Origin of the sequence: Priestia sp. RMT2NF4, assembly GCF_047872835.1 — a bacterium.
GTDB classification, from domain to species: Bacteria; Bacillota; Bacilli; order Bacillales; family Bacillaceae_H; genus Priestia; species Priestia zanthoxyli.
The window spans coordinates 505,079-527,273 of sequence record NZ_JBLQZO010000002.1; the positions used below are offsets into that span (position 1 = coordinate 505,079).

At 39.4% G+C, this 22,195-nt stretch carries 23 protein-coding genes; all 23 read right to left on the reverse strand.

The genetic code is table 11. The features are described from left to right. Positions 1-30: 30 nt before the first annotated feature. The gene (locus ACMX9J_RS11740) at positions 31-1,728 is read right to left on the reverse strand and encodes a proline--tRNA ligase (RefSeq protein WP_028411404.1); all 1,698 of its coding nucleotides are present in this window, start codon (positions 1,726-1,728) and stop codon (positions 31-33) included. 104 nt (positions 1,729-1,832) lie between these two features. Continuing rightward, the gene (gene rseP / locus ACMX9J_RS11745; protein WP_028411405.1) at positions 1,833-3,092 is read right to left on the reverse strand and encodes an RIP metalloprotease RseP; all 1,260 of its coding nucleotides are present in this window, start codon (positions 3,090-3,092) and stop codon (positions 1,833-1,835) included. Positions 3,093-3,170: 78 nt separating this feature from the next. Continuing rightward, complete coding sequence (gene dxr / locus ACMX9J_RS11750) at positions 3,171-4,319, reverse strand: 1-deoxy-D-xylulose-5-phosphate reductoisomerase (RefSeq protein WP_033579795.1); 1,149 nt, start codon at positions 4,317-4,319, stop codon at positions 3,171-3,173. Positions 4,320-4,354: 35 nt separating this feature from the next. Further along, positions 4,355-5,146 (reverse strand): phosphatidate cytidylyltransferase, encoded by a 792-nt coding sequence (locus ACMX9J_RS11755; RefSeq protein WP_028411407.1) that lies wholly within the window; start codon positions 5,144-5,146, stop codon positions 4,355-4,357. A gap of 18 nt (positions 5,147-5,164) precedes the next feature. Further along, on the reverse strand, positions 5,165-5,947 hold the full coding sequence (locus ACMX9J_RS11760; protein ID WP_028411408.1) for an isoprenyl transferase: 783 nt from the start codon (positions 5,945-5,947) through the stop codon (positions 5,165-5,167). Positions 5,948-6,081: 134 nt separating this feature from the next. Beyond that, a complete protein-coding gene (gene frr / locus ACMX9J_RS11765; RefSeq protein WP_013058847.1) occupies positions 6,082-6,639 on the reverse strand; it encodes a ribosome recycling factor in 558 nt (185 codons plus the stop codon). A gap of 2 nt (positions 6,640-6,641) precedes the next feature. After that, positions 6,642-7,364, reverse strand: a complete 723-nt coding sequence (gene pyrH / locus ACMX9J_RS11770; protein ID WP_028411409.1) for a UMP kinase — start codon at positions 7,362-7,364, stop codon at positions 6,642-6,644. 76 nt (positions 7,365-7,440) lie between these two features. Beyond that, positions 7,441-8,322: a translation elongation factor Ts gene (gene tsf / locus ACMX9J_RS11775; RefSeq protein WP_013058849.1), complete on the reverse strand. Its 882-nt coding sequence runs from the start codon at positions 8,320-8,322 to the stop codon at positions 7,441-7,443. A gap of 107 nt (positions 8,323-8,429) precedes the next feature. Then, positions 8,430-9,149 (reverse strand): 30S ribosomal protein S2, encoded by a 720-nt coding sequence (rpsB, locus tag ACMX9J_RS11780; protein WP_013058850.1) that lies wholly within the window; start codon positions 9,147-9,149, stop codon positions 8,430-8,432. A 158-nt stretch (positions 9,150-9,307) separates the two neighbouring features. Beyond that, complete coding sequence (locus ACMX9J_RS11785; RefSeq protein ID WP_176343468.1) at positions 9,308-9,835, reverse strand: hypothetical protein; 528 nt, start codon at positions 9,833-9,835, stop codon at positions 9,308-9,310. 15 nt (positions 9,836-9,850) lie between these two features. Further along, a complete protein-coding gene (locus ACMX9J_RS11790; RefSeq protein WP_176343467.1) occupies positions 9,851-10,612 on the reverse strand; it encodes a FliA/WhiG family RNA polymerase sigma factor in 762 nt (253 codons plus the stop codon). A 56-nt stretch (positions 10,613-10,668) separates the two neighbouring features. Next, positions 10,669-11,163 (reverse strand): chemotaxis protein CheD, encoded by a 495-nt coding sequence (locus tag ACMX9J_RS11795; RefSeq protein WP_028411411.1) that lies wholly within the window; start codon positions 11,161-11,163, stop codon positions 10,669-10,671. A 50-nt stretch (positions 11,164-11,213) separates the two neighbouring features. Then, on the reverse strand, positions 11,214-11,642 hold the full coding sequence (locus ACMX9J_RS11800; RefSeq protein WP_014458457.1) for a chemotaxis protein CheW: 429 nt from the start codon (positions 11,640-11,642) through the stop codon (positions 11,214-11,216). Positions 11,643-11,672: 30 nt separating this feature from the next. Beyond that, the gene (locus tag ACMX9J_RS11805; RefSeq protein ID WP_176343466.1) at positions 11,673-13,652 is read right to left on the reverse strand and encodes a chemotaxis protein CheW; all 1,980 of its coding nucleotides are present in this window, start codon (positions 13,650-13,652) and stop codon (positions 11,673-11,675) included. 14 nt (positions 13,653-13,666) lie between these two features. Continuing rightward, on the reverse strand, positions 13,667-14,710 hold the full coding sequence (locus ACMX9J_RS11810) for a protein-glutamate methylesterase/protein-glutamine glutaminase (RefSeq protein WP_176343465.1): 1,044 nt from the start codon (positions 14,708-14,710) through the stop codon (positions 13,667-13,669). Between the two features lie 9 nt (positions 14,711-14,719). Continuing rightward, entirely contained in the window at positions 14,720-15,589 is an 870-nt protein-coding gene (locus ACMX9J_RS11815) for a MinD/ParA family protein (protein ID WP_028411415.1), read from the reverse strand. Continuing rightward, positions 15,582-16,679: a flagellar biosynthesis protein FlhF gene (gene flhF / locus ACMX9J_RS11820; protein ID WP_176343464.1), complete on the reverse strand. Its 1,098-nt coding sequence runs from the start codon at positions 16,677-16,679 to the stop codon at positions 15,582-15,584. The genes ACMX9J_RS11815 and flhF overlap by 8 nt, the downstream gene beginning before the upstream one ends. Further along, entirely contained in the window at positions 16,679-18,715 is a 2,037-nt protein-coding gene (flhA, locus tag ACMX9J_RS11825) for a flagellar biosynthesis protein FlhA (protein WP_033579790.1), read from the reverse strand. Before flhA ends, flhF begins: the two co-directional genes overlap by 1 nt. Positions 18,716-18,745: 30 nt before the next feature. Next, the gene (flhB, locus tag ACMX9J_RS11830) at positions 18,746-19,828 is read right to left on the reverse strand and encodes a flagellar biosynthesis protein FlhB (RefSeq protein WP_176343463.1); all 1,083 of its coding nucleotides are present in this window, start codon (positions 19,826-19,828) and stop codon (positions 18,746-18,748) included. 2 nt (positions 19,829-19,830) lie between these two features. Further along, complete coding sequence (gene fliR / locus ACMX9J_RS11835) at positions 19,831-20,607, reverse strand: flagellar biosynthetic protein FliR (RefSeq protein WP_047749904.1); 777 nt, start codon at positions 20,605-20,607, stop codon at positions 19,831-19,833. Between the two features lie 2 nt (positions 20,608-20,609). Further along, positions 20,610-20,879: a flagellar biosynthesis protein FliQ gene (fliQ, locus tag ACMX9J_RS11840; RefSeq protein ID WP_033579787.1), complete on the reverse strand. Its 270-nt coding sequence runs from the start codon at positions 20,877-20,879 to the stop codon at positions 20,610-20,612. Positions 20,880-20,889: 10 nt separating this feature from the next. After that, entirely contained in the window at positions 20,890-21,558 is a 669-nt protein-coding gene (fliP, locus tag ACMX9J_RS11845) for a flagellar type III secretion system pore protein FliP (protein WP_028411420.1), read from the reverse strand. Continuing rightward, positions 21,551-22,192 (reverse strand): flagellar biosynthetic protein FliO, encoded by a 642-nt coding sequence (locus tag ACMX9J_RS11850; protein WP_028411421.1) that lies wholly within the window; start codon positions 22,190-22,192, stop codon positions 21,551-21,553. The genes fliP and ACMX9J_RS11850 overlap by 8 nt, the downstream gene beginning before the upstream one ends. Between the last annotated feature and the right edge of the window lie 3 nt (positions 22,193-22,195).

Below are 22,195 nucleotides of genomic sequence, written 5' to 3' on the forward strand. Positions count from 1 at the left end.
ACAGCAGGGATACAAATCCCCGCTGCTTCATTACTTCGCTAGCAGTTCTTTCACTGTTGAAACAAGATTGTCAACTGACACTTCTAGTGACTCCCCAGTTTTCCGTACTTTTACTTCTACAATTCCTTCAGATGCACGTTTACCAACTGTTACTCGAACAGGAAGACCAATTAAATCTGAATCTGCAAATTTTACTCCTGCACGCTCTTGGCGGTCATCTAACAGCACTTCAAAGCGATTATCTAATAACTCATTATATAATTTCTCACCTAGTTCACGCTGTTCATCATTTTTCACGTTAACTGGAATAACGTGCACTTGATAAGGCGTAACAGCCTCTGGCCATAGAAGACCGTTTTCATCATTGAATTGTTCTGCAATCGCAGCTACTGTACGAGAAACACCGATACCATAGCAACCCATAATCATTGGCTGGCTGCGTCCGTTCTCATCTAGATACGTTGCTCCCATCGCTTCACTGTAGCGAGTTCCTAGCTTAAAGACATGTCCGACTTCAATACCTTTAGCGAACTTAATAACACCTTGTCCATCCGGTGACTGATCTCCTTCTTGGATGAAGCGGAAATCTTCGTAAGTTGCATTAAAGTTACGTTCATTCACATTTGTATAGTGATAACCTTCTTCATTTGCTCCGCATACACCGTTAACGATTGCTTTTACCGCATGATCAGCTACCACTTCTACTGAATCACTTACACCAATCGGTCCTACCGAACCAACTGCGCATTTTAATGCTTCTTTTGTTTCTTCTGGAGTTGCCAGTTCAACGACGGAAGCTTCAAAATAGTTTTTCACTTTAATATCGTTTACTTCGTGATCCCCGCGAACAAGTACAAGCACAAAACGATCATCTACTTTAAATAAAAGGGACTTGATACAAGAAGTCGCTTCAACATTTAAGAAAGCAGCTACGTCTTCAATGCTATGCTGATTTGGTGTTTCCACTTTTGTTAATTCTTTTTCAGCTTCATCTGATTTTTCATACGTATTTACAACCGGTGCCATTTCAACATTTGCTGCATAAGAAGATGTATCTGAATAAGCAATTGTATCTTCCCCGATTTCAGAAAGAACCATAAATTCATGCGTATCTTTTCCGCCCATTGCACCTGAATCAGCGATAACCGCACGGAAATTTAATCCGCAGCGCTCAAAGATGCGGCTGTAGGCAGCAAACATTTTATCATACACTTCATCTAAACTTTCTTGAGAAGCATGAAACGAATATGCATCTTTCATAATAAATTCACGACCGCGTAATAAGCCAAAGCGTGGACGTTTTTCATCGCGGAACTTCGTTTGAATTTGATATAAATTTAGCGGTAAACGTTTGTATGACTTCACTTCGTCACGAAGCAAGCTTGTGATAACTTCTTCGTGTGTTGCTCCCAAAGCAAATTCACGGCCGTGACGATCTTTCATACGCATTAACTCAGGCCCATATGAATACCAGCGGCCAGACTCTTGCCACAATTCAGCTTGTTGTAAAGCAGGCATCAATAATTCGACAGAACCTGCACGGTCCATCTCTTCACGAACAATTTGTTCAACTTTTTGTAATACACGCTTACCAAGCGGTAAAAAGCTGTACACACCGCTTGCATTTTGGCGCATATAACCTGCGCGCAATAGAAGCTGATGGCTTTTTATATCCGCATCAGCTGGCACTTCTCTTAATGTAGGAATCAATGTAGAACTTTGTCTCATAACCTCGCACCTCTTTGCTTACTTCTCTATCTTATTTTTTAAGGCGGACCATGCCGCAATTTTCATATAATCAGCGAGGGAATATCCCTCGCTGAGCGTATGTCTTATAAAAAGAACTTTTGAATATCGTTCCACGTTACAACGAGCATCAGCAGCATTAATAAAGCAAAACCGATAAAATGAACAATCCCTTCTTTTTGACGATCAATTGGCTTACCGCGAATTCCTTCTACAGCGAAGAATAATAGTCGTCCTCCATCTAAAGCAGGAAGTGGAAGCAAATTGACAATCCCTAAGTTAATACTTAAAACGGCTGCCCATTTCATTAGGTAATAAATGCCTGACTGTGCTACTTGATCGGTTGCTGCGTAAATACCTACAGGACCAGAAAGCATATCCAGTTTGAACTGTCCTGTCACAAGCTTTCCAAGGCCCGTTAAGATTTCTTTCATCCACGTATATGTTTCAGTAGCTCCGTGCGTGATCGAACCAATGAATGACTTTTCAACCGGTGCATATACGCCAATTAATCCAATTGTCTGTTCCCCAACCTTGCGGCTTTCAGGTGTAATTGGAATATCTAGGGTTTTGCCGCCGCGCTGAACCGTGAATGTAATTTGCTGTTCAGGATGTTTTTGAATTACTTTTACGACATCATCCCACGTTGAAACACTTTGTCCATCAATTGCTTGAACTTTATCTCCTTGTTTAAGTCCCGCATCAACGGCTACTCCATCTGATGTTAATTTGCCCATCACAGGTTTGTCAACAACATATCCTTGAGAAATCCCAAGAACGATAAAAATAACAAAGGCTAATATAAAGTTCATTAGTGGACCAGCGAAAATGGCTAGCGCACGCTGACCAAGAGTTTTGGAAGCAAACTGACGGCTGTAAGGTGCAATTTGAATGTCTTCTCCGTCCATAACAAAGTAAGATTCTTCTGCTACCTCGAATTTTTGCAGATGTTCATCTTCACCTTCTTCATAACCTGAAATAAATAGATTATGCTCTAAGTCTGCTTGCTCTACCTCAATAACTTTTGCATTTGGATGCTGTTCCTTGTTATTAATAATGACTTTATTTACTTTGCCTTCCTTATCAAACATGAGGCCCACCATTTGACCAGGCTTAACTTCAATCATTTCCGGGTCTTCTCCAGCCATTCGAACAAATCCACCTAGAGGCAGTAAGCGAATGGTATAAACTGTTTCATCTCGTTTAAATGAAAAGATTTTGGGACCAAACCCAATGGCAAACTCACGGCATAAGATGCCTGCACGCTTTGCAAAAACTAAATGACCAAGCTCATGAAAGAATACAAGAGCTCCAAAAATGACGACAAACGCAATGACTGTGTTCAATGGGTATTACCCCCTTCATGTAATAGAGTCAAACCTCCACCCACCAAAAATAAGGGAGTGGCTTCTCTCGCACGCACATTATCGAGAGATGGCGGATCTAACAAACTCTCTTGCTTCTAAATCTACTTCTTTAATAGTAGATAAACAAGGTTTCTGTATTACAGTATGTTCATTCATTGCTTTTTCAATCACATCTTCAATTTGTAAAAATGTAATGTGACCATCTAGAAAGGCTTGAACAGCTTCTTCATTAGCTGCATTTAAAACAGTCGGAAGTGTTCCACCCGCTTTGCCAGCCTCAAATGCAAAAGCTAAACAGCGAAAACGCTCTTCATCCATTTTAGCGAAGTGAAGCTGACCAATATCCGCCAAACTTAAACGCTTGGTGTCAGGCAAAGACATGCGTCTTGGATACGTTAACGCGTATTGAATTGGCACGCGCATATCGGGCGTTCCAAGCTGAGCAATAACGCTTGTATCAGAATACTCTACCATAGAATGAATGATGCTTTCCTTATGTAACAATACATCAATTTTCTCATAGGGAAGATCAAAAAGCCAATGTGCTTCAATCACTTCTAGTCCCTTATTCATCATCGTTGCCGAATCAATTGTAATTTTAGCTCCCATTGACCAGTTTGGATGATTTAACGCATCTTCAACCGTTACTCCCTGTAGTTCTGCTCTCGTCTTATCTCGAAAGCTCCCTCCAGAAGCCGTTAAAATTAAACGGTCTATTGCTTTTTGATCTTGCCCTTGCAAACTTTGAAAAATAGCTGAATGCTCACTGTCTACCGGTAAAATATCAGCGCCATATTCCTTGGCTGCTTCCATGACAAGGTGACCAGCGGTAACAAGTGTCTCCTTATTTGCAATAGCAATTGTTTTTCTCATTTTGATTGCTTCTAGCGTAGGAGTCAACCCTACACTTCCAAGAACAGCGTTTACCAACACTTCTGTAGAAGGATGAGTTGCTACTTCCACAAGTCCTTCTTCTCCATAAACAAATCGAATAGAAGGGAATTCTGCTTGCAGTGACAGACAATCTTCTTTCTTCATTACAGAAACAAGGGCTGGCTTACACTGCTGAATAATCTTTCTTGCTTCGTTAATATTTCGACCTACAGAGATTGCTGAGAGCTCAAAATGCTCAGGATGCGCTCGAACAATATCAACGGTTTGAGTACCGATTGAACCTGTAGCTCCTAACAAGGAAATTTTCTTCAAGTATATTCACTCCTATTAAAACAAAGACATCTTTTTTATAGAGATAATAAAAAAGCTAAAATTGGCATGATGAACATTAAACTGTCAAAACGGTCTAAAATCCCACCATGACCCGGTAAAATTTTCCCTGAATCTTTTACGCCATAGTGACGTTTGAACGCTGATTGTACAAGATCACCCATCTGTCCAAATAACGATACGATAATACCAATTACAAGTAGCTCGATCATAGTTTGATCAATATTTGCTAACAGCTTAAATACAACGGCTACTATAATAGCGCATACGACGCCACCAACAAAACCTTCAATTGTTTTATTGGGACTGATTTCCGGCCATAGCTTTCGTTTCCCCATTGCTCGTCCAATAAAATAAGCTCCGGAATCCGTCGCCCAAATAATAAGGAAAGCAAAGAACAAATAAGCTAACCCGAACTCTTGACGAACCTCGATAAAATAATGAAAGCCAAAGCCAACATATACTGTTGTTAATAAAATAAACCCAACGTCATCGAAGGTAAATTTATTTTTAACTACAACCGTGTACATTAATAAAAGAAGGACAGCAGCAAGCGCTACTTCTATCTTATGTTCACTTAAGAATTGAAATGCAACATCTCTTCCGTTTGGTAGTAAAAACACCCAAGTTAGTAATAAACTAATGATACTTGGAAAAGACATTGCTTTCAAATGTTTCATTTTTAAAAGCTCAATTACACCAACTGTTCCGATCACATACATGATAAGGGTAAAAGGTAACCCTCCAATTAAAACAATCGGCACAAATACCGCAAGTGCTACAATCGCGGTGATAATGCGCTGTTTCATCTTGTTTTCCACACCTTCTTATACACCACCAAAGCGGCGACCGCGCTTTTGAAACGCCTCGACTGCTTCGATTAAATGATTTTCTTTAAAATCTGGCCATAATACTTTTGTAAACCAAAACTCTGTGTACGCTAGCTGCCAAAGCATAAAGTTACTTAAGCGAAGCTCGCCACTTGTGCGAATAAGCAAATCCGGATCTGGAAGGCTTTTGCTCATTAAATAGGAAGAAAATAAATTTTCTGAAATAGAAGAGGAAGCCACTTTTCCCTGTTCTACATCTTCTGCCAATGACCGAATAGCGCCCACAATTTCGTGACGGCTACCGTAATTAAGCGCGAAGTTTAAAATCATCCCCGTGTTATGCTTTGTTTTTTCAATTGCCTTATCCACGGCTCGAATCGTATGGGCAGGGAGCTCACTTTTATCTCCCATAATACGAACTTGCACATTTTTTTCAATTAGCTCAGGCAAAAAGGTTGTTAAAAATTCCTCTGGCAGTTTCATTAAAAACTCAACTTCAGTTTTGGGGCGCTTCCAATTTTCAGTGGAAAATGCATATAAAGTTAATACTTTAACACCTAATTCATTGGCCAGTCTGGTCACATGACGTACTACTTTCATTCCTTCATGATGGCCCATCATGCGAGGAAGAGCTCGTTTTTGCGCCCAACGACCGTTCCCATCCATAATAATTGCAATATGTTCAGGAACAGGGTGCTGTTTCACTTGATCTTTTCGTTCTGACAAAGACAGTGTATTTAAATCTTGACTTTTCTTCCATGCTTGAAATTTTCTTAACATGCAAAGGTCCCCCGTTGTACGCTCTCACATAAACGTGTAGCTTATGTGAGTTTTTTCTTACTACACATTATTAACAAAAAAACCCCCTGTAAACAATAGAGGGTCTTTTACAATATATTTTACCTTGAAATGACTTAAACTGCCATAATTTCTTCTTCTTTATCTTTTGCCACTTTATCCACTTTTACGATATGGTCATCTGTTAGTTTTTGAATGTCATCACTGTAGCCGCGTAGATCGTCTTCAGTAATTTCACCTTTTTTCTCTAACTTTTTGAAATCATCGTTTGCATCACGGCGTACGTTACGAACCGCAACTTTTGCTTCTTCAGCATATTTTTTAACCATTTTCACTAACTCACGACGACGCTCTTCCGTTAAAGCAGGAATCGATAAACGGATAATAGTTCCATCGCTTGTAGGTGTTAATCCTAAATCAGATTTTAAAATAGCTTTTTCAACTTCACCAATTTGTGATTTGTCATAAGGCTGAATAACAAGCATACGAGCTTCCGGTACGCTTACTTGCGCCAATTGGTTAATCGGTGTTGGTGCACCGTAGTATTCTACCGTTACGCGGTCAAGAAGTGACGCGCTTGCACGTCCAGCGCGAATTGATGCTAGTTCGCGGCTAAATGATTGAATTGCTTTTTCCATTCTTTCTTTTGCGTTTTGCAACACTTGTTTTGGCATGTTTATTTCCCCTTTACAATTGTTCCAATGTTTTCGCCTGTAACGGCACGTTTAATATTGCCTTCTTCCGTAATTGAGAAAACAATTAGCGGAATATCGTTGTCCATACATAATGAAGAAGCTGTAGAATCCATAACAGCTAGTCCATCTTTTAAAACATCAATATATGTTAATGTTTCATATTTTACAGCATCAGGTACAAGCTTAGGATCTGCATTATAAACGCCATCTACGTTGTTTTTAGCCATTAAGATAACGTCAGCTTCGATTTCAGCTGCACGCAAAGCTGCTGTTGTATCTGTAGAGAAATAAGGGTTTCCTGTACCCGCAGCGAAAATAACAACGCGTTTTTTCTCAAGATGTCGAACAGCTTTTCTTCTAATATAAGGCTCTGCTACTTGTCTCATCTCGATAGAAGTCTGAACTCGTGTTTGCACACCAATGTTCTCTAAGCTATCTTGAAGAGCCAGCGAGTTCATCACTGTTGCTAGCATTCCCATATAATCAGCAGCTGCACGATCCATACCCATTTCACTACCAATTTTACCACGCCAAATGTTTCCACCACCAACGACTACAGCAATTTCCACACCTAATTCATAAACGGCTTTTACTTGTTCAGCAACAGATTTGATGATGGATGGGTTAATACCAAAACCATCTTCACCAGCTAATGCTTCTCCACTTAACTTTAATACGATACGATTATATTTTGCTTGACTCATGCTTACCTCCATCGTTAACGGTGAGATCTCTTTTGTAAAAAAGGGAACACACAGTGTTCCCTATACGGTCAAACCCTTACTTTTTAACTTGGTTCATTACTTCTTCAGCGAAGTTGTCTTGACGTTTCTCAATACCTTCTCCTACTTCAAAACGAACGAAGCTTTCAACAGTAGCGCCTTTGCTCTCAACGAACTGACGTACTTTTTGATCAGGATTTTTAACAAATGTTTGATCTAGTAAGCAAATATCTTCGAAGAATTTGCCAAGGCGACCTTCAACCATTTTTGCAACGATTTTTTCTGGTTTGCCTTCGTTTAATGCTTGTTGAGTCAATACTTCGCGCTCACGCTCAGTTTCTTCAGCAGAAACTTGGTCACGAGAGATGTATTTAGGGTTGATTGCAGCGATGTGCATAGCAACGTCTTTTGCAACAGCTTCTTCAGTTGTACCAGATAATACTGTTAACACACCGATACGTCCGCCAGCATGTAGGTAAGCACCGAATGCATCAGCATCAGTTTTTGTTGCTACAGCGAAACGACGTAGAGATAATTTTTCTCCGATTGTAGCGATTGCAGAGTTGATGTGTTCTTCAACAGTTGCACCGTTTTCCATTTTTTGAGTAGCAGCTTCAGCAGCGTCAGCTGGTTTGTTAGCTAAGATGTGAGCAGCTAATTCTTTTGTTAATTTTTGGAAACCTTCGTTTTTCGCAACGAAATCAGTTTCAGAGTTAACTTCTAAGATAACAGCTTCGTTACCTTGAGTTTCGATGTAAGTTAGACCTTCAGCAGCAATACGGTCTGATTTTTTAGCAGCTTTTGCAATACCTTTTTCACGTAAGAAATCGATTGCTTGCTCCATATCACCGTTAGTTTCAGTTAACGCTTTTTTACAATCCATCATACCAGCGCCTGTTTTTTCACGTAGTTCTTTTACCATTTGAGCAGTAATTGCCATAATGTGTAGCCTCCTTGTTTGGGTATGTAATTAATGTATATAAATGGGTTAAATCTTTTCAAAAAAAGGTGATAAAAGGCTATTCCCTCTTATCACCTTTCACGGAATTAAGCAGTAGTTGTTTCAGTTTCAACTGCTGTTTCTTCACCTTGTTTAGCTTCTAGAATAGCATCAGCAACTTTAGAAGTTAAAAGTTTAACAGCACGAATTGCATCATCGTTTGCAGGGATTACATAATCAATTTCGTCTGGATCACAGTTAGTGTCTACGATACCAACGATTGGAATGTGTAATTTTTTAGCTTCCGCTACTGCAATACGCTCTTTACGAGGGTCAATGATGAATAATGCATCTGGAAGTTGTTTCATATCTTTAATGCCGCCTAAGAATTTTTCAAGACGCTCTAACTCTTTTTTAAGTTGAACTACTTCTTTCTTAGGTAGTACTTCGAAAGTACCGTCTTCTTGCATTTTTTCGATATCTTTTAAACGTTTGATACGTTTTTGGATAGTTGAGAAGTTAGTTAATGTACCACCTAACCAACGTTGGTTAACAAAGTACATACCAGCGCGAGCTGCTTCTTCTTTAACAGAATCTTGAGCTTGTTTTTTCGTACCTACGAATAAAACAGTACCGCCGTCTGCAGCTAATTCTTTAACGAATTTGTACGCTTCTTCTACTTTCTTAACTGTTTTTTGAAGATCGATAATGTAGATGCCGTTACGCTCAGTGAAGATATATTTCTTCATTTTTGGGTTCCAACGGCGAGTTTGGTGACCGAAATGTACACCAGCTTCTAGTAATTGTTTCATTGAAATTACTGACATGTGTTTTTCCTCCTAATGGTTTTAAGTCTCCTCCGCTTATATCATCTTCAGCCGAAACTACAAAAAGTAGCACCATCAACCGAATCAACAAGCGTGTGTAATAACACCAAAAACTAATATAGCATACTCCTTTTTCACAAGCAAGCGTTTCATTAAGTTTATTGATGAAATTTCAATAATAATTCAATTTCAGTTTTCCCTCTGTGTAAATGTTTTGCAATTTCTTCAATTGTTAAACCTTTTCCCTTTAAATAAACGGAAAATTCTTTTATCTCTTCACCTGACAAATCTTGAATTTGGTCTGTAGTTAATTTATCAAAAGATGTGCTTATATGTTTCTGATTTTCTTCTATAGAGAGAAGTTCATGCAGCGACTGGGAAGGCTCACTTTTTAGATCCACCCTTTGAACAGGCACGTCTTCTTCATCTACCAAAGGTGATTTGGCGCTGCTTTCTTCCATTTCGGAAGAAAGCGAAGTTGAACGCTCACGAAGCTGCCGTAAAAACTGCTCGTTTTGTTCCTGAAATTCAGCGAGATATGAACTCATTGCAGCTTCCATTTTATTTATATTTTGCTGGTGCAAGCGTTCAATCCTTTTCACTTTGGTCACTTGCATATATAAAAGAATAATGCAAAACAGTGATAGACCATGAATTAAAAAACTAACTGTGAGTAAAAACCCCATCACTTTACCTCTTTGTTAAATTATTTTGCTTAAACTCGTACGCATTTTAAACAGCGCTTTCGAATGAATTTGAGAAATGCGTGAAGTGGATAGCCCTAACAGCTGCGCGATCTCTGTGAAAGTCAACTCCTCTTTATAAAATAATGAAACAACAAGCTGCTCTTTTTCATTTAGCTGCTCGATAACTCCAGCGAGCTCTTGATATCGTTCGTCGTTAATTAGCTCCTCTTCAGGAGAGAGCGTTTTTTCATCTTTAATCGTGTATTTTTGCTCTCCATCTTCATACTCTTTTGGCTGTTCTTCCATTGACAAAACGTTAGCTAAGAAGCCTTCATTCATTGTATGAACAACATCTGCTTCTGTCATGCCTACTTCTTTTGCAACCTCACTTGGTGCAACTCTGCGCAAGTATCTTTGTTCAAGTGCTTCTGTTGCTTGCTCAATTCTTTTCGTCTTTTCCCTTGCGCTTCTTGATAACCAATCTTCTTTACGAAGCCCGTCTATTATCGCCCCTCGAATTCGAAAAGACGCATATGTATCAAACTTTAAGTCTCTACCGTAATCAAACTTTTCCAAAGCATCGTAAAGGCCGATTAATCCTAAACTACGAAGCTCTTCTTTATGAATATTCTTCGGCAGCCCTACACTAATCCGCTGAACGTGATAGTTAACAAGCGGCATATACTTTTTAACAAGCATGTTTCCCGCATGGGAGTCTCTCGTCTCTATCCATTCCTGCCAAATTTTATGTTCTTCAACTTCTTGTATACTTTTCAAGGGTCTTTCAACTCCTTTTTATAGCGCTATTAAACGGTCAACGGTCAGAGCGCGCTTTATATCGTTTTTATCCCTTCATTAATCGTACGAACCTTTAAAATAGCCGTTTGAGGATCAAATTCAATTGTGCGTCCGTTGTGTCCTCCTGTAGCTTTTGCTGCAATTTCTACACTGTTTCTATGCAGTTCTCTCTCCACTGCTTGAACATTTCGAAGGCCAATTCGCATCACATCATTTCTTGGTTCAAATTGAAACATCTGTGCGCCCCCTGCTATTTTTGCTTTTAATAATCTTCTATGTGCACCTTGTTTAATCAACATATTTATCAAATCAAAAATGGCTGTATCTGCATATTTAGCTCTATTAAAAGGACATTTAGCCCCGCTTGAATCGGGAAGCATTACATGAGCGAGCCCAGCTACTGAGTGAACAGAGTCGTAAACGACAACTCCTACGCATGACCCTAATCCCGCTGTTCGAAGCACTGCGGGTGCATGTGTAACATTCATCTCGGCAATTCCTACCTTAATCACTTGTTTATCATCTCTCACGATTCTTCAACTCCTACAAACTTCAGCGTGATATCCATTATTCGCTTGGCTCACTGGAGGTGGTCTTCTAAAGAGAGCACTTTAGGTAAATTTAGAAGAACAATTAAACGGCTATCTACTTTAACAACTCCGTTCAAGTATTCTACAGCTGTTCCTTCAACTGTTTCAGGCACTGAAGCAATCGTTTTTTCATCAATGTCTACTACATCATTTGCCGCATCCACAATCAAACCTGCTTCTACATCATTAAGACGAACCATAATAATACGTGTCAGCTCATGGTTAAGCTGTTCTTGTAAGTTAAAACGAGTGCGCAAATCAATAATCGGTGTAATAACACCGCGAAGATTAATAACACCTTTTACATATTCTTTTACTCCAGGAACGCGTGTTATGTGCTGAATCTTTTCAATCGATTGCACTTCTTCTACTGAAATTCCGTACTCCTCGTCCCCCAATTGAAACACAATAATTTTCATGCCTTTCTCCCTTTCTTTTTACAGCATTTGTTATTTGATCAAAGCGTTGCAATCAATGATAAGTGCTACTTGTCCATCGCCTAAAATCGTGGCTCCTGAAATAGCAAATACACCCGGCAGATAATGACCTAAAGATTTTAAAACGATTTCCTGCTGACCGATAAAAGAATCAACAATTAGCCCGGCGGTCTTTTCTCCTTTTTTCACAATAACGACGGAATAATGATCTCTTTGTACCGAGTTAGGCACAGTAAATAGTTCTTTTAAATCAATAAGAGGAATAATGGCTCCTCGAAAGTCAATAACCTTTTGACCATGTACATGCATGACCTCTTTCGGCTGAACAATAGCTGTTTCAATAATCGAAGAAAGCGGTAAGGCATAGCGCTCTTCACTCATTTGCACGAGTAAAGCAGAAATGATAGACAGAGTGAGCGGCAGTTGAATAGAAAAACGCGAACCGTATCCTTCGTTAGAATCGATCGTTACAGAACCCCCTAGCGATTCAATCGTGTTTTTCACGACATCTAGACCTACTCCTCGTCCGGAAACATCTGAAATTTGTTCAGCCGTCGAAAAGCCCGAAGCGAAAATGAGCTCGTACACTTGTTTATCCGTCAGCGTTTCAGCAGTTTTCCCATCGATAATTCCTCGATCTAACGCTTTTTGCAATACCTTTTCACGATTGATGCCCGCCCCGTCATCTTCTAAATCAATAAAGACATGATTTCCGCTATGATAAGCTTTAAGGCGAATCGTTCCCTTTTCATTCTTTCCGTTCTTTAAGCGTGCTTGAGGCATTTCAATTCCGTGGTCAACGGCATTTCTTAATAAGTGAACAAGCGGATCTCCAATTTCATCAATGACGGTCCGGTCCAACTCTGTATCAGCTCCGACAATTTGAAGTTCAATTTGTTTCCCTAAATCTTTTGAAAGCTGTCTCACCATACGGGGAAACCGATTAAAAACGGTTTCTACAGGCACCATACGCATATTTAAAATAATCGTTTGCAAATCTCCAGAAATACGGGACATCCGCTCTACCGTTTCGTCTAATTCGCTATTATTCAATTCTTTTGATATTTGTTCTAACCTGCCTCTATCAATAACTAGTTCTTCAAACAAGTTCATGAGACTGTCCAAACGGTCAATATTGACTCGAATCGTCTTGTTATTTGAGAGCTGTCTTTTCTCTTCAACAGGCGATTTAGAAGGTGCTGACACAGTAACTTCCTGTATAGCTGCTGCTTCTTCTTGTGAAACAAGCTCCTGCATTTCTGTCTCCTTTTTTATGGGGACCGCAGCAATTTTCACGCTTTCTACTTCAGAGACCTCCATAATGCTCGCCTTCAGCTTTTCTTGCGATTCGCTTGTTACTAATATAACGATAAAAGATGATTCAAATTTTTCTTGTTCGATATCTTGAACAGTTGGCGCTGACTTAATGACGTCTCCCACTTGCCCTAACACATCAAACACCATATATGCACGCGCAGCTTTTAACAGACAGGTGCGTTCGAGCTGTACGGTTATTTCAAACGCATTAAATCCTTGCCCTGCTGTTTGACTGAGCAGCGTTTGTACGAACTCATCATACTCAATAGAAGAAGCCGCATGCTCTGCTGCGGGTTCCTCTGCTACAATACGCTGCAGCTTTTGAACAAGCAATTTGACATCAAGCTGACCATCGCCGCCTTCAGAAATAGATTGAACCATTATTTCTAGCGCATCGACTGATTCAAACAAAGCATCAAGAACTTCCGTGTGAGCGTCGATTTGATGATTTCGAACGGCATCTAGCACGTTTTCCATTTTGTGAGTTAATTGTGCTAAATCATCAAATCCCATTGTTGCAGACATACCTTTTAACGTATGAGCAGACCGAAAAATTTCATTTACATAACCAAGATCATCGGTATTTTTTTCAAAACGCATTAGCTGGTCGTTAACGTTTTGAAGATGTTCCTTGCTTTCTTCAATAAACACTTCTAGATATTGATTCATATCCATCGTAACTTTCCCTCCTATTTCTGTGCGTAGCGAGAAATAAAGCTTCCAACGTTTCGCAGCGGTTCAATATAATCAACAAGCTTTGTAGAAACAGCTGATTTGGGCATCCCATAAATGACAGCTGTTTCTTTAGATTCAGCCAATATAAGCGCGTCTTTATTTTTCTTTAAATCAATAATGCCTTCCGTTCCATCCGCCCCCATTCCCGTCAACACAATAGCAAGTTTTTGATAACCTGAAATTTTACTAATCGACTGAAACAAACGATCCACTGAGGGGCGATGTCCCTTTACAGGTGAAGAAGTGTCTAAACAAATGCTGAGCTGTCCTTCTTTCTCTACAACCGTCATATGAAAACCTCCAGGCGCAATGTACGCACATCCTGAGCGCGCGATTTCATTGTCTTGTGCTTCTTTCACTTCAATATCAGCTAGCTGATCTAGTCTAACCGCTAATGATTTTGTGAAATTTGGAGGCATATGTTGCACAATAAAAATAGGTGCGTGTATGTCTTTTGAAACAGTTGATAATACTTCTTGCAGCGCACGCGGTCCTCCAGTAGAAGTGCCAATACAAATCATTTTGTTCACTTTCGTCCCCATCGGGAGGTTATATACACTTCTGTTTTGCACGTGCTGATGACTGCTTGAAGATATGTTGGCTTTACTAGCAAGCAATAGTTTAGAGATAAGCTCATCTTTCACTTTATGTAAGTCCAGCGAAATAGCTCCCGAAGGTTTAGCAACAAAATCAACTGCGCCGTACTGCATAGCGGTCAGCGTATTTTCAGCACCTTCTATTGTTGTACTCGATAACATGACGACAGGAAGGGGCTTCACACGCATAAGCTGCTTTAACATATCTAAGCCATTCATTTTAGGCATTTCGATATCAAGTGTCACAATGTCTGGCGACAGCTCGAGCGCTTTTTTCAACCCTTCTTCACCGTTACGTGCGGTACCCACAACGTGAAAACGCCTGTCACATGCCAAAAAATCGCCGATTAGCTTTCGCATAAATGCAGAATCATCTACAATAAGCACCTTTATTTCATTCACTCTCATTTCCTACCTTTCAAGAAAAAATCGTTTGAGGCGCCGAATAAACATTCCCTCGTTTTTAGCCGTTATCCTATTGTCTTGAGGAATAAGAATATTCACCATTTCTATTAGTGATACACTTGCTTTAGATGTTGGGTTTTGAAGCAAAAAAGGCATTTGGCGATTGACCGCTTTCTGGACAGCTTGATCGTTTGGCACAATACCTAATAGAGAAATAGATATGTTCAAAAACTGCTGAACAGCTCGGTTAAATCGTTCATACGTCTCATTTCCTTCTTTGTCAGAAAGCGTTTTGTTAATAATAAGCCGAACCGGTGCTGATACAGAATAGGAAGCTGCTAGCTTAATAGCAGCGTAAGCATCTGTGATAGATGTAGGTTCGGGTGTTGTGACCACGATCATTTCATCTACAGCTTTTAAAAACTTAAGCACACTCTCTGACATGCCCGCTCCCATATCAAAAATCATGTAATCGTATTGATTTGTCAAAGAACTCAATTCTTGTATTAAATGAGCAAGGTCCGATGGAGACCATTCAAATACAGAGGAAATTCCCGTTCCACCAGCCACATAAGCTAAATCTTCAGGACCTTTTTTAATAATTTGCTGGATGGAAAGCTTTTTTTCTAGCAAATCAACCATCGTATAGGAAGCAGTTTGTCCAATCAAAATATCAATATTTCCCATCCCTATATCCATGTCAAAAAGAAGAACTCTTTGCTTTTGCTTCGTTAGCGCAAGAGATAAGTTTAATGATAGATTCGACTTTCCAACTCCTCCTTTTCCGCTTAACACGGCTATCGTTTTACAATTCCTTAAAGAGTTTTGATGTTTCTTTAACACTTTTTCTCTTAAAACTGCTGCTTGATCATTCATCTTTCCAATCTCCAAACACATCGTCGATAAACTCTTCTATTTTAAATGACGAAACATCTTCTGGTACATCCTGCCCGTTTGTTGTAAAAGCAGCTCGTTGGCCGTAACGATACAACATATTTAAAAGCGAACCTTTGTGAGTTGTTTCATCTCGCTTCGTAAAAATCAGTTGATCAACAGGGAGACTAGCAAAACGTTCATATATAGCTTTCATATCTGATGCTTTTGACGTTAGTGCTAGAACAAGAAACGTTTGCAAATCTTCTTGAAACGTAATAATTTTCTTTAAATCATTTACATATTGCGGTTCTAAAAAGTTACGGCCTGCTGTGTCAATAAAAATCACATCGTATGCTTTTGTTTCCAGCAAAGCTTTTTTAAAATCTTCTCCGTTATAGCAAATCGTTAAAGGCGCATTTAAGATCGAAGCGTACGTCTTGAGCTGCTCAATCGCTGAAATTCTATAGGTGTCCGTTGTGATAAATGCTATTTTTTGATTTTGTTCTAGGACACACTTTGCAGCCAATTTAGCAAGAGTGGTTGTTTTACCGACACCTGTTGGCCCTACTACACTTACATATTTTTTGAAAGGACCGCTCCATTCACTTGCTTTAAACTGATTGGTAAACCAGTTTTTCGTCCACTTCATGAGTTGGTTTGAGTTAGGGCGATGTAAGTAGTAGTACTCTAGCATAGGAGCCTCCAAGTTTTCTAAAATAGCTTCGTCTATTTCTTGCAAATGCAAATAAGCAAGCACATCTTCCACTACTTTTGGATATGAACCTGAAGAAACCTTTGGCATTTGACTCATTTGTGAGACAAGAGTATTTAACTCACTGAGCTGCTGCTTCATAAAAGATTGATTATCTTCCATACTGGGTTCTGGCGGCGCTGAGTTCTTCTTTACGCTCAGCTTTTCTACGGGATCGACAGCTGCCAATACTTCTATTTTCGCCTTAGTAAATAAGCCAAGAAAACCTCCTGTTCGAATTTGTTTCGAATGTAAAATAACCGCTTCCTCACCTAAATCTGAACGAATGGCTTTCATAGCTTGCGGCATAGATTCTACTACATATTTTTTTACTTTCATCAGATATCCACCACTCCAACACTTTGAACTTCAACATTTGCTTCTAACTCGTTATATGATAAAACCGCCATATGAGGAAAATACCGCTCAGTGATTTGACGCACGTACATCCTCACTGCAGGAGAACATAACACAATTGGAGACTGTTCTTGAAAAGAAAGTGTTTCTATTTGCTTAGCTATACTTTCCACAATAGCTTGTGAAACGTTAGGGTCTAGTGATAAATAGTTCCCATGCTCCGTTTGTTGAACAGCTTCCGCCATCGTTTTTTCAACTTTTCCTGAAAGGGTAAGAACTCGAAGCAGACCTTCTTGGACCGTATATTGACTGGTAATTTGCCTTGCAAGTCCTTGCCTGACATATTCAGTTAACAAATCGGTGTCTGACGTCATTTTTCCGTAGTCGGCCAGCACCTCAAAAATAATGGGTAAATTTCGAATTGAGACGCTCTCTTTTAAAAGTTTTGCCAGTACCCTTTGAATGTCTCCAACGGAAAGCGGATTAGGCGTTACTTCCTCAATTAAAATAGGATACGTTTCTTTTGTGTGATCAATTAGTTGCTTTGTCTCCTGCCTTCCAATCAGCTCATGCGCATACGATTTTATAACTTCTGTTATGTGCGTAGACACAACCGACGGTGGGTCCACAACGGTATACCCAAACATCTCAGCCTGCTCCTTCACCGACTCGCTAATCCATTTCGCAGGCATTTTAAAAGCTGGTTCTAACGTATCAATTCCTTCAATCAACTCATCATCCATTCCGGGACTGATTGCTAAGTAGTGATCGAGCAGCAGCTCCCCTTTCGCCACTTCATTGCCCTTTATTTTAAGACAGTATTCGTTGGGCTGAAGCTGAATGTTATCTCTGATACGAACAACTGGAATGACTAATCCTAGCTCAAGTGCCAGCTGGCGCCTAATCATAACAATTCGATCGAGTAAATCGCCTCCTTGATTCGTATCAGCAAGCGGAATTAATGCATACCCAAATTCAAATTCAATCGGATCAACGCTTAATAGATTGACAACACTCTCTGGACTTTTCATTTCATTGTCTTCTAGCTCTTCTTCAGTAGGGGCCATTTCTTCACGAACCGCCTGATTTTTAGCCTGAGACAAATAATAGCCTCCCACCCCTAATAAAATAGCAATAGGCATTGTAATGACATCATTAATTGGCGTGATTAAACCAAGAGCAGCAATTGTTCCTCCAGTTACATAAAGCATAACGGGAAAAGCAAACAGCTGCCGTGTAATATCTTCGCTCAAATTGCCTGTTGAAGCAGCTCTCGTGACGATAATTCCCGTCGCTGTTGAAATCATGAGGGCTGGAATTTGACTCACTAATCCATCGCCTACTGTTAACAAAGTAAACGTTTGGGATGCTTCAGTGATGGACATTCCCATTTGCAGCATGCCGATAATAATTCCAAACAAGATGTTAATAAGGGTAATGACAATCCCTGCAATGGCATCACCTTTGACGAATTTACTAGCTCCATCCATTGCTCCGTAAAAATCTGCTTCGCGCTGAATTTTTTCACGGCGGTCAATTGCTTGTTTTTCTGAAATCATACCTGCATTTAAATCTGCATCAATGCTCATTTGTTTCCCTGGCATCGCATCCAAGGTAAAACGTGCGGCTACTTCAGAAACACGCTCCGCTCCTTTTGTAATAACGAGAAACTGAATGATAATTAAAATAATAAAGACAACAAACCCCACTAACGGATTTCCACCAATCACGAAGTGGCCAAATGTTTCCACTACTCCGCCTGCTTCTCCTGTTCCTAAAATTGAACGGGTTGTCGATACGTTCAAACCTAATCGAAACAGCGTAAGAACCAGCAGCAAAGACGGAAACACCGATAGCTCTAAAGGTTCTTTCATATTCATGGAAACGAGCAGTACAAGCAGCGCAAGAGAAATGTTAATCATGATTAAAATACTTAATAACCATGAAGGCAACGGAATAACAAGCATAACGATAATGAGTACAACACCTATAACAACTGGCAGTTCTCTTGCAGACATTAATTTTTCTCTCCTTACAATAGCGTAACGTTACATTTTATTTTGAATGCGGTATACGTAAGCTAATATTTCAGCCACCGCTTTAAAAAACTCTTCTGGAACCGCATCCCCTACTTTGGTTTGATCAAAAAGCGCTCTTGCCAGCGGGCGGTTCTCTACCATGATAATTTCATGACTTTTGGCAATTCCTTTGATCTTTTGAGCAATAAAATCTACGCCGCTGGCTACAACATAGGGAGCATCCATTTTTTCTTCATCATATTTTAAAGCAATGGCATAATGAGTAGGGTTTGTAATGACGACATCTGCTTTTGGAACTTCTTGCATCATGCGAGACATTGCCATTTCACGCTGCTTTTGCTTTATTTTTGATTTGATTAGAGGATCTCCTTCAATGTTTTTATGCTCATCTTTGATATCTTGCTTTGACATTCGAATATTTTTCTCGAAATCAAACTTTTGGTACAAATAATCAAGCAGGGATAAAAATAAAAGCATAAGCGAAGCTGCAAGTCCCATTTGAAAAACAAGCTTAGACAGAACAACCAGCGAGTCCCCTATACTTTTTTGAGATAAATTTAATACATCTTCTATGTGAATCCATAAGATAAAAAACGTGACGGCTCCGATACACATAATTTTCAGCGTTGACTTGATTAGTTCTACCAGCGCTCTCATGGCAAAAATTCGTTTGGCTCCGCTAATAGGGTTAATCTTTTCTAACTTAGGCTGAAGGGCCTCCGTGGAAAAAAGAATGCCAACCTGCATATAATTCGCTCCGAGCGCAGCAACAAAAGCTGCGAGCATGACAGGACCCGCTGCAAGAGCAATTGAAGGAAGAAGATGCTTAAACATCGCAAATACGCGCTCTGCCGTCACTTCCTCAAGCATATACGTTTGAAAAGCTTCTCTTAACAGCTTCATCATTTGCTGTAAAAATTGTTTGGCTCCAAACAAAAAATAAAGAAAAACCATTAAAAGAATGAGCGCAGTGGTAACGTCTTGACTTTTAGCTACCTGTCCTTTTTTTCGAGAGTCCTGCTTTTTTTTAGGTGTAGCTTTTTCCGTTTTTTCTCCTGCAAAAAATTGCAAATCAACTTTTACTAAAAACAAAGCTACACCCCTCCTAATATGCGGATCATCGCGCGCATCGCTTCTATCATTTGTTCAAATATGATTTGCATCATATAAAACATGCTCCCCATCACTACAATTAGTAAAATAAAAGCAACGATGATTTTCACCGGAAATCCAACTACGAAAATATTTAACTGCGGAACCGTTCTCGCGATGATGCCAAGCGCGATATCGACTAAAAATAATGAACCAACCAAAGGCAAAGACATTTGAACGGCTACTAAAAACATCGATGAAAAAACAGTTATGATGTGTGTAGCAAATGCTTGGCTTCCCACAGGGAAAGCTACTTTGTCTAACGGAATAATTAAATAACTATTATAAATGCCGTCTATTAATAAATGATGCCCATTGGTCGATAATAAAAATAGAAGAGCAAATACATATAAATATTGACCTAGTATCGGACTTTGCGCCCCTGTCTGCGGGTCTATTACACTGGCAATGGCAAACCCAATTTGAAAATCGATGAGACCTCCGGCGATTTGAATAGCCATAATAAATACATACGCAGTCAAACCAATAAACAACCCAACAGCACATTCTTTTACTACTAAAAGTACAAACTGTGCATCTAACGAAACGACGGGTAAATCAATCGTTGTCGCAATAATGACGGATAGCGAGGCAGACAAACCTACCTTATGAACTGCGGGAATCGTTTTGTATGAAAATAGCGGAACAGTGATGAAAAAAGACGTTACCCGCACTAGTACTAGTAAAAACGCGGGATAGGATAAGATCAACTGACTCATAGCTATCCTACGTACCGATACAGATTTGCAAAAATTTCATATGTAAATGAAATCATTTTCGATAACATCCACGGACCAAAAAATACAATCCCTACTAAGACCGCTACAATCTTAGGAACAAAAGCAAGAGTTTGCTCTTGAATTTGGGTAGTTGCTTGAAAAATACTAATAATGAGCCCAACTACAAGGGCCAGCAGTAATAGAGGACCAGATACAATTAAAATTGTATACACGCCTTTTTCTGCTAACGAAATGACAAATTCTCCATTCATTGTCTATCACCTATTGAAAACTTATTAATAATGATTTAACAACTAAATTCCAGCCGTCAACCAGTACAAATAGTAAAATTTTAAATGGGAGCGAAATCATAACGGGAGGAAGCATCATCATTCCCATAGACATCAGCACGCTTGCTATAATCATATCGATAATGAGAAAAGGAATAAAAATCATAAATCCAATTTGAAATGCCGTCTTTAGCTCACTGATCGCATAAGCTGGAACGAGCGCAGTTAAGGGAATATCTTGAACAGAGGATGGTTTATCTATATCCGCATATTCTAAAAAAAGAGCTAAATCTTTTTGTCTTGTATGAGCACTCATAAATTCTTTCATTGGTTCAGCTGCTTTTTTATAGGCTTGATTCAACGTGATTTTTTCTTTTAAAAGCGGCTGAAGCGCCTGTTCATTTACCTGAGAAAAAGTTGGTGCCATAATAAAAAATGTTAAAAACAGCGATAAACCAACTAATACTTGATTAGGAGGCATTTGCTGTGTCCCAAGCGACGTACGTACAAATGAAAGCACAATGACAATTCGTGTAAAGCAGGTCATCATGATTAAAATTCCAGGAGCTACTGAAAACACCGTCAGCAGCAACAAAAGCTGGACAGAAGTTGAAATATTTGTAGGACTGCTCGAGTTAAAGAGATTCATCACTTCATTCATCGTTCTTTTTGTTCCTTTCTAACTCTTTCAGTGCGTTTTGTCTTTTTATTTTCATTTCATTCATTTCTCGCTGAAAAAGCTGCTGAAAAGAATGACTAGATTTCTCTTCTTTTTTAGAAGTGAATTTTTCTAAAAAAGACGGTAGTACGACTTTATATTCGCCCTCGTTTTTCTGTTGTTCCTCATACTGCGTAAGCAGCTGCTGTTTCTCTTGCCCTGTAATTTCTGAAAGAAGCTGCACATTTTCACCGACTCCAATAACAAAAAGCTGATTTCCAACTTTGACTACTTGTACAGACTTGCTGCTTCCAACATTTGTACCACCCAAGTTTTGTACGACTTTATTTTTTTGTAGAAGCCTTCCTTTTTTATTTACAAATTTTAAGAGCGCAAAAAGCAGCCCAATTACAAGTAAAAACGCGAATATCATCTTCACGATATCTCCAGCTGAAAGCGCAGGCGTCGCCTGGAGTTCAGTTTTTTCTTTTGAATCAGTACTCTCACTCTCTGAACACTTCTCCGTTTTCTCCAAACATTCTTTTACCGATGCAGATCCACTTTCTGCATAGACGATTTGATTTGATCCTGCTAATACGCTTATTAACAGCGCAACAATTACGAACTTTCGCAGCAATGT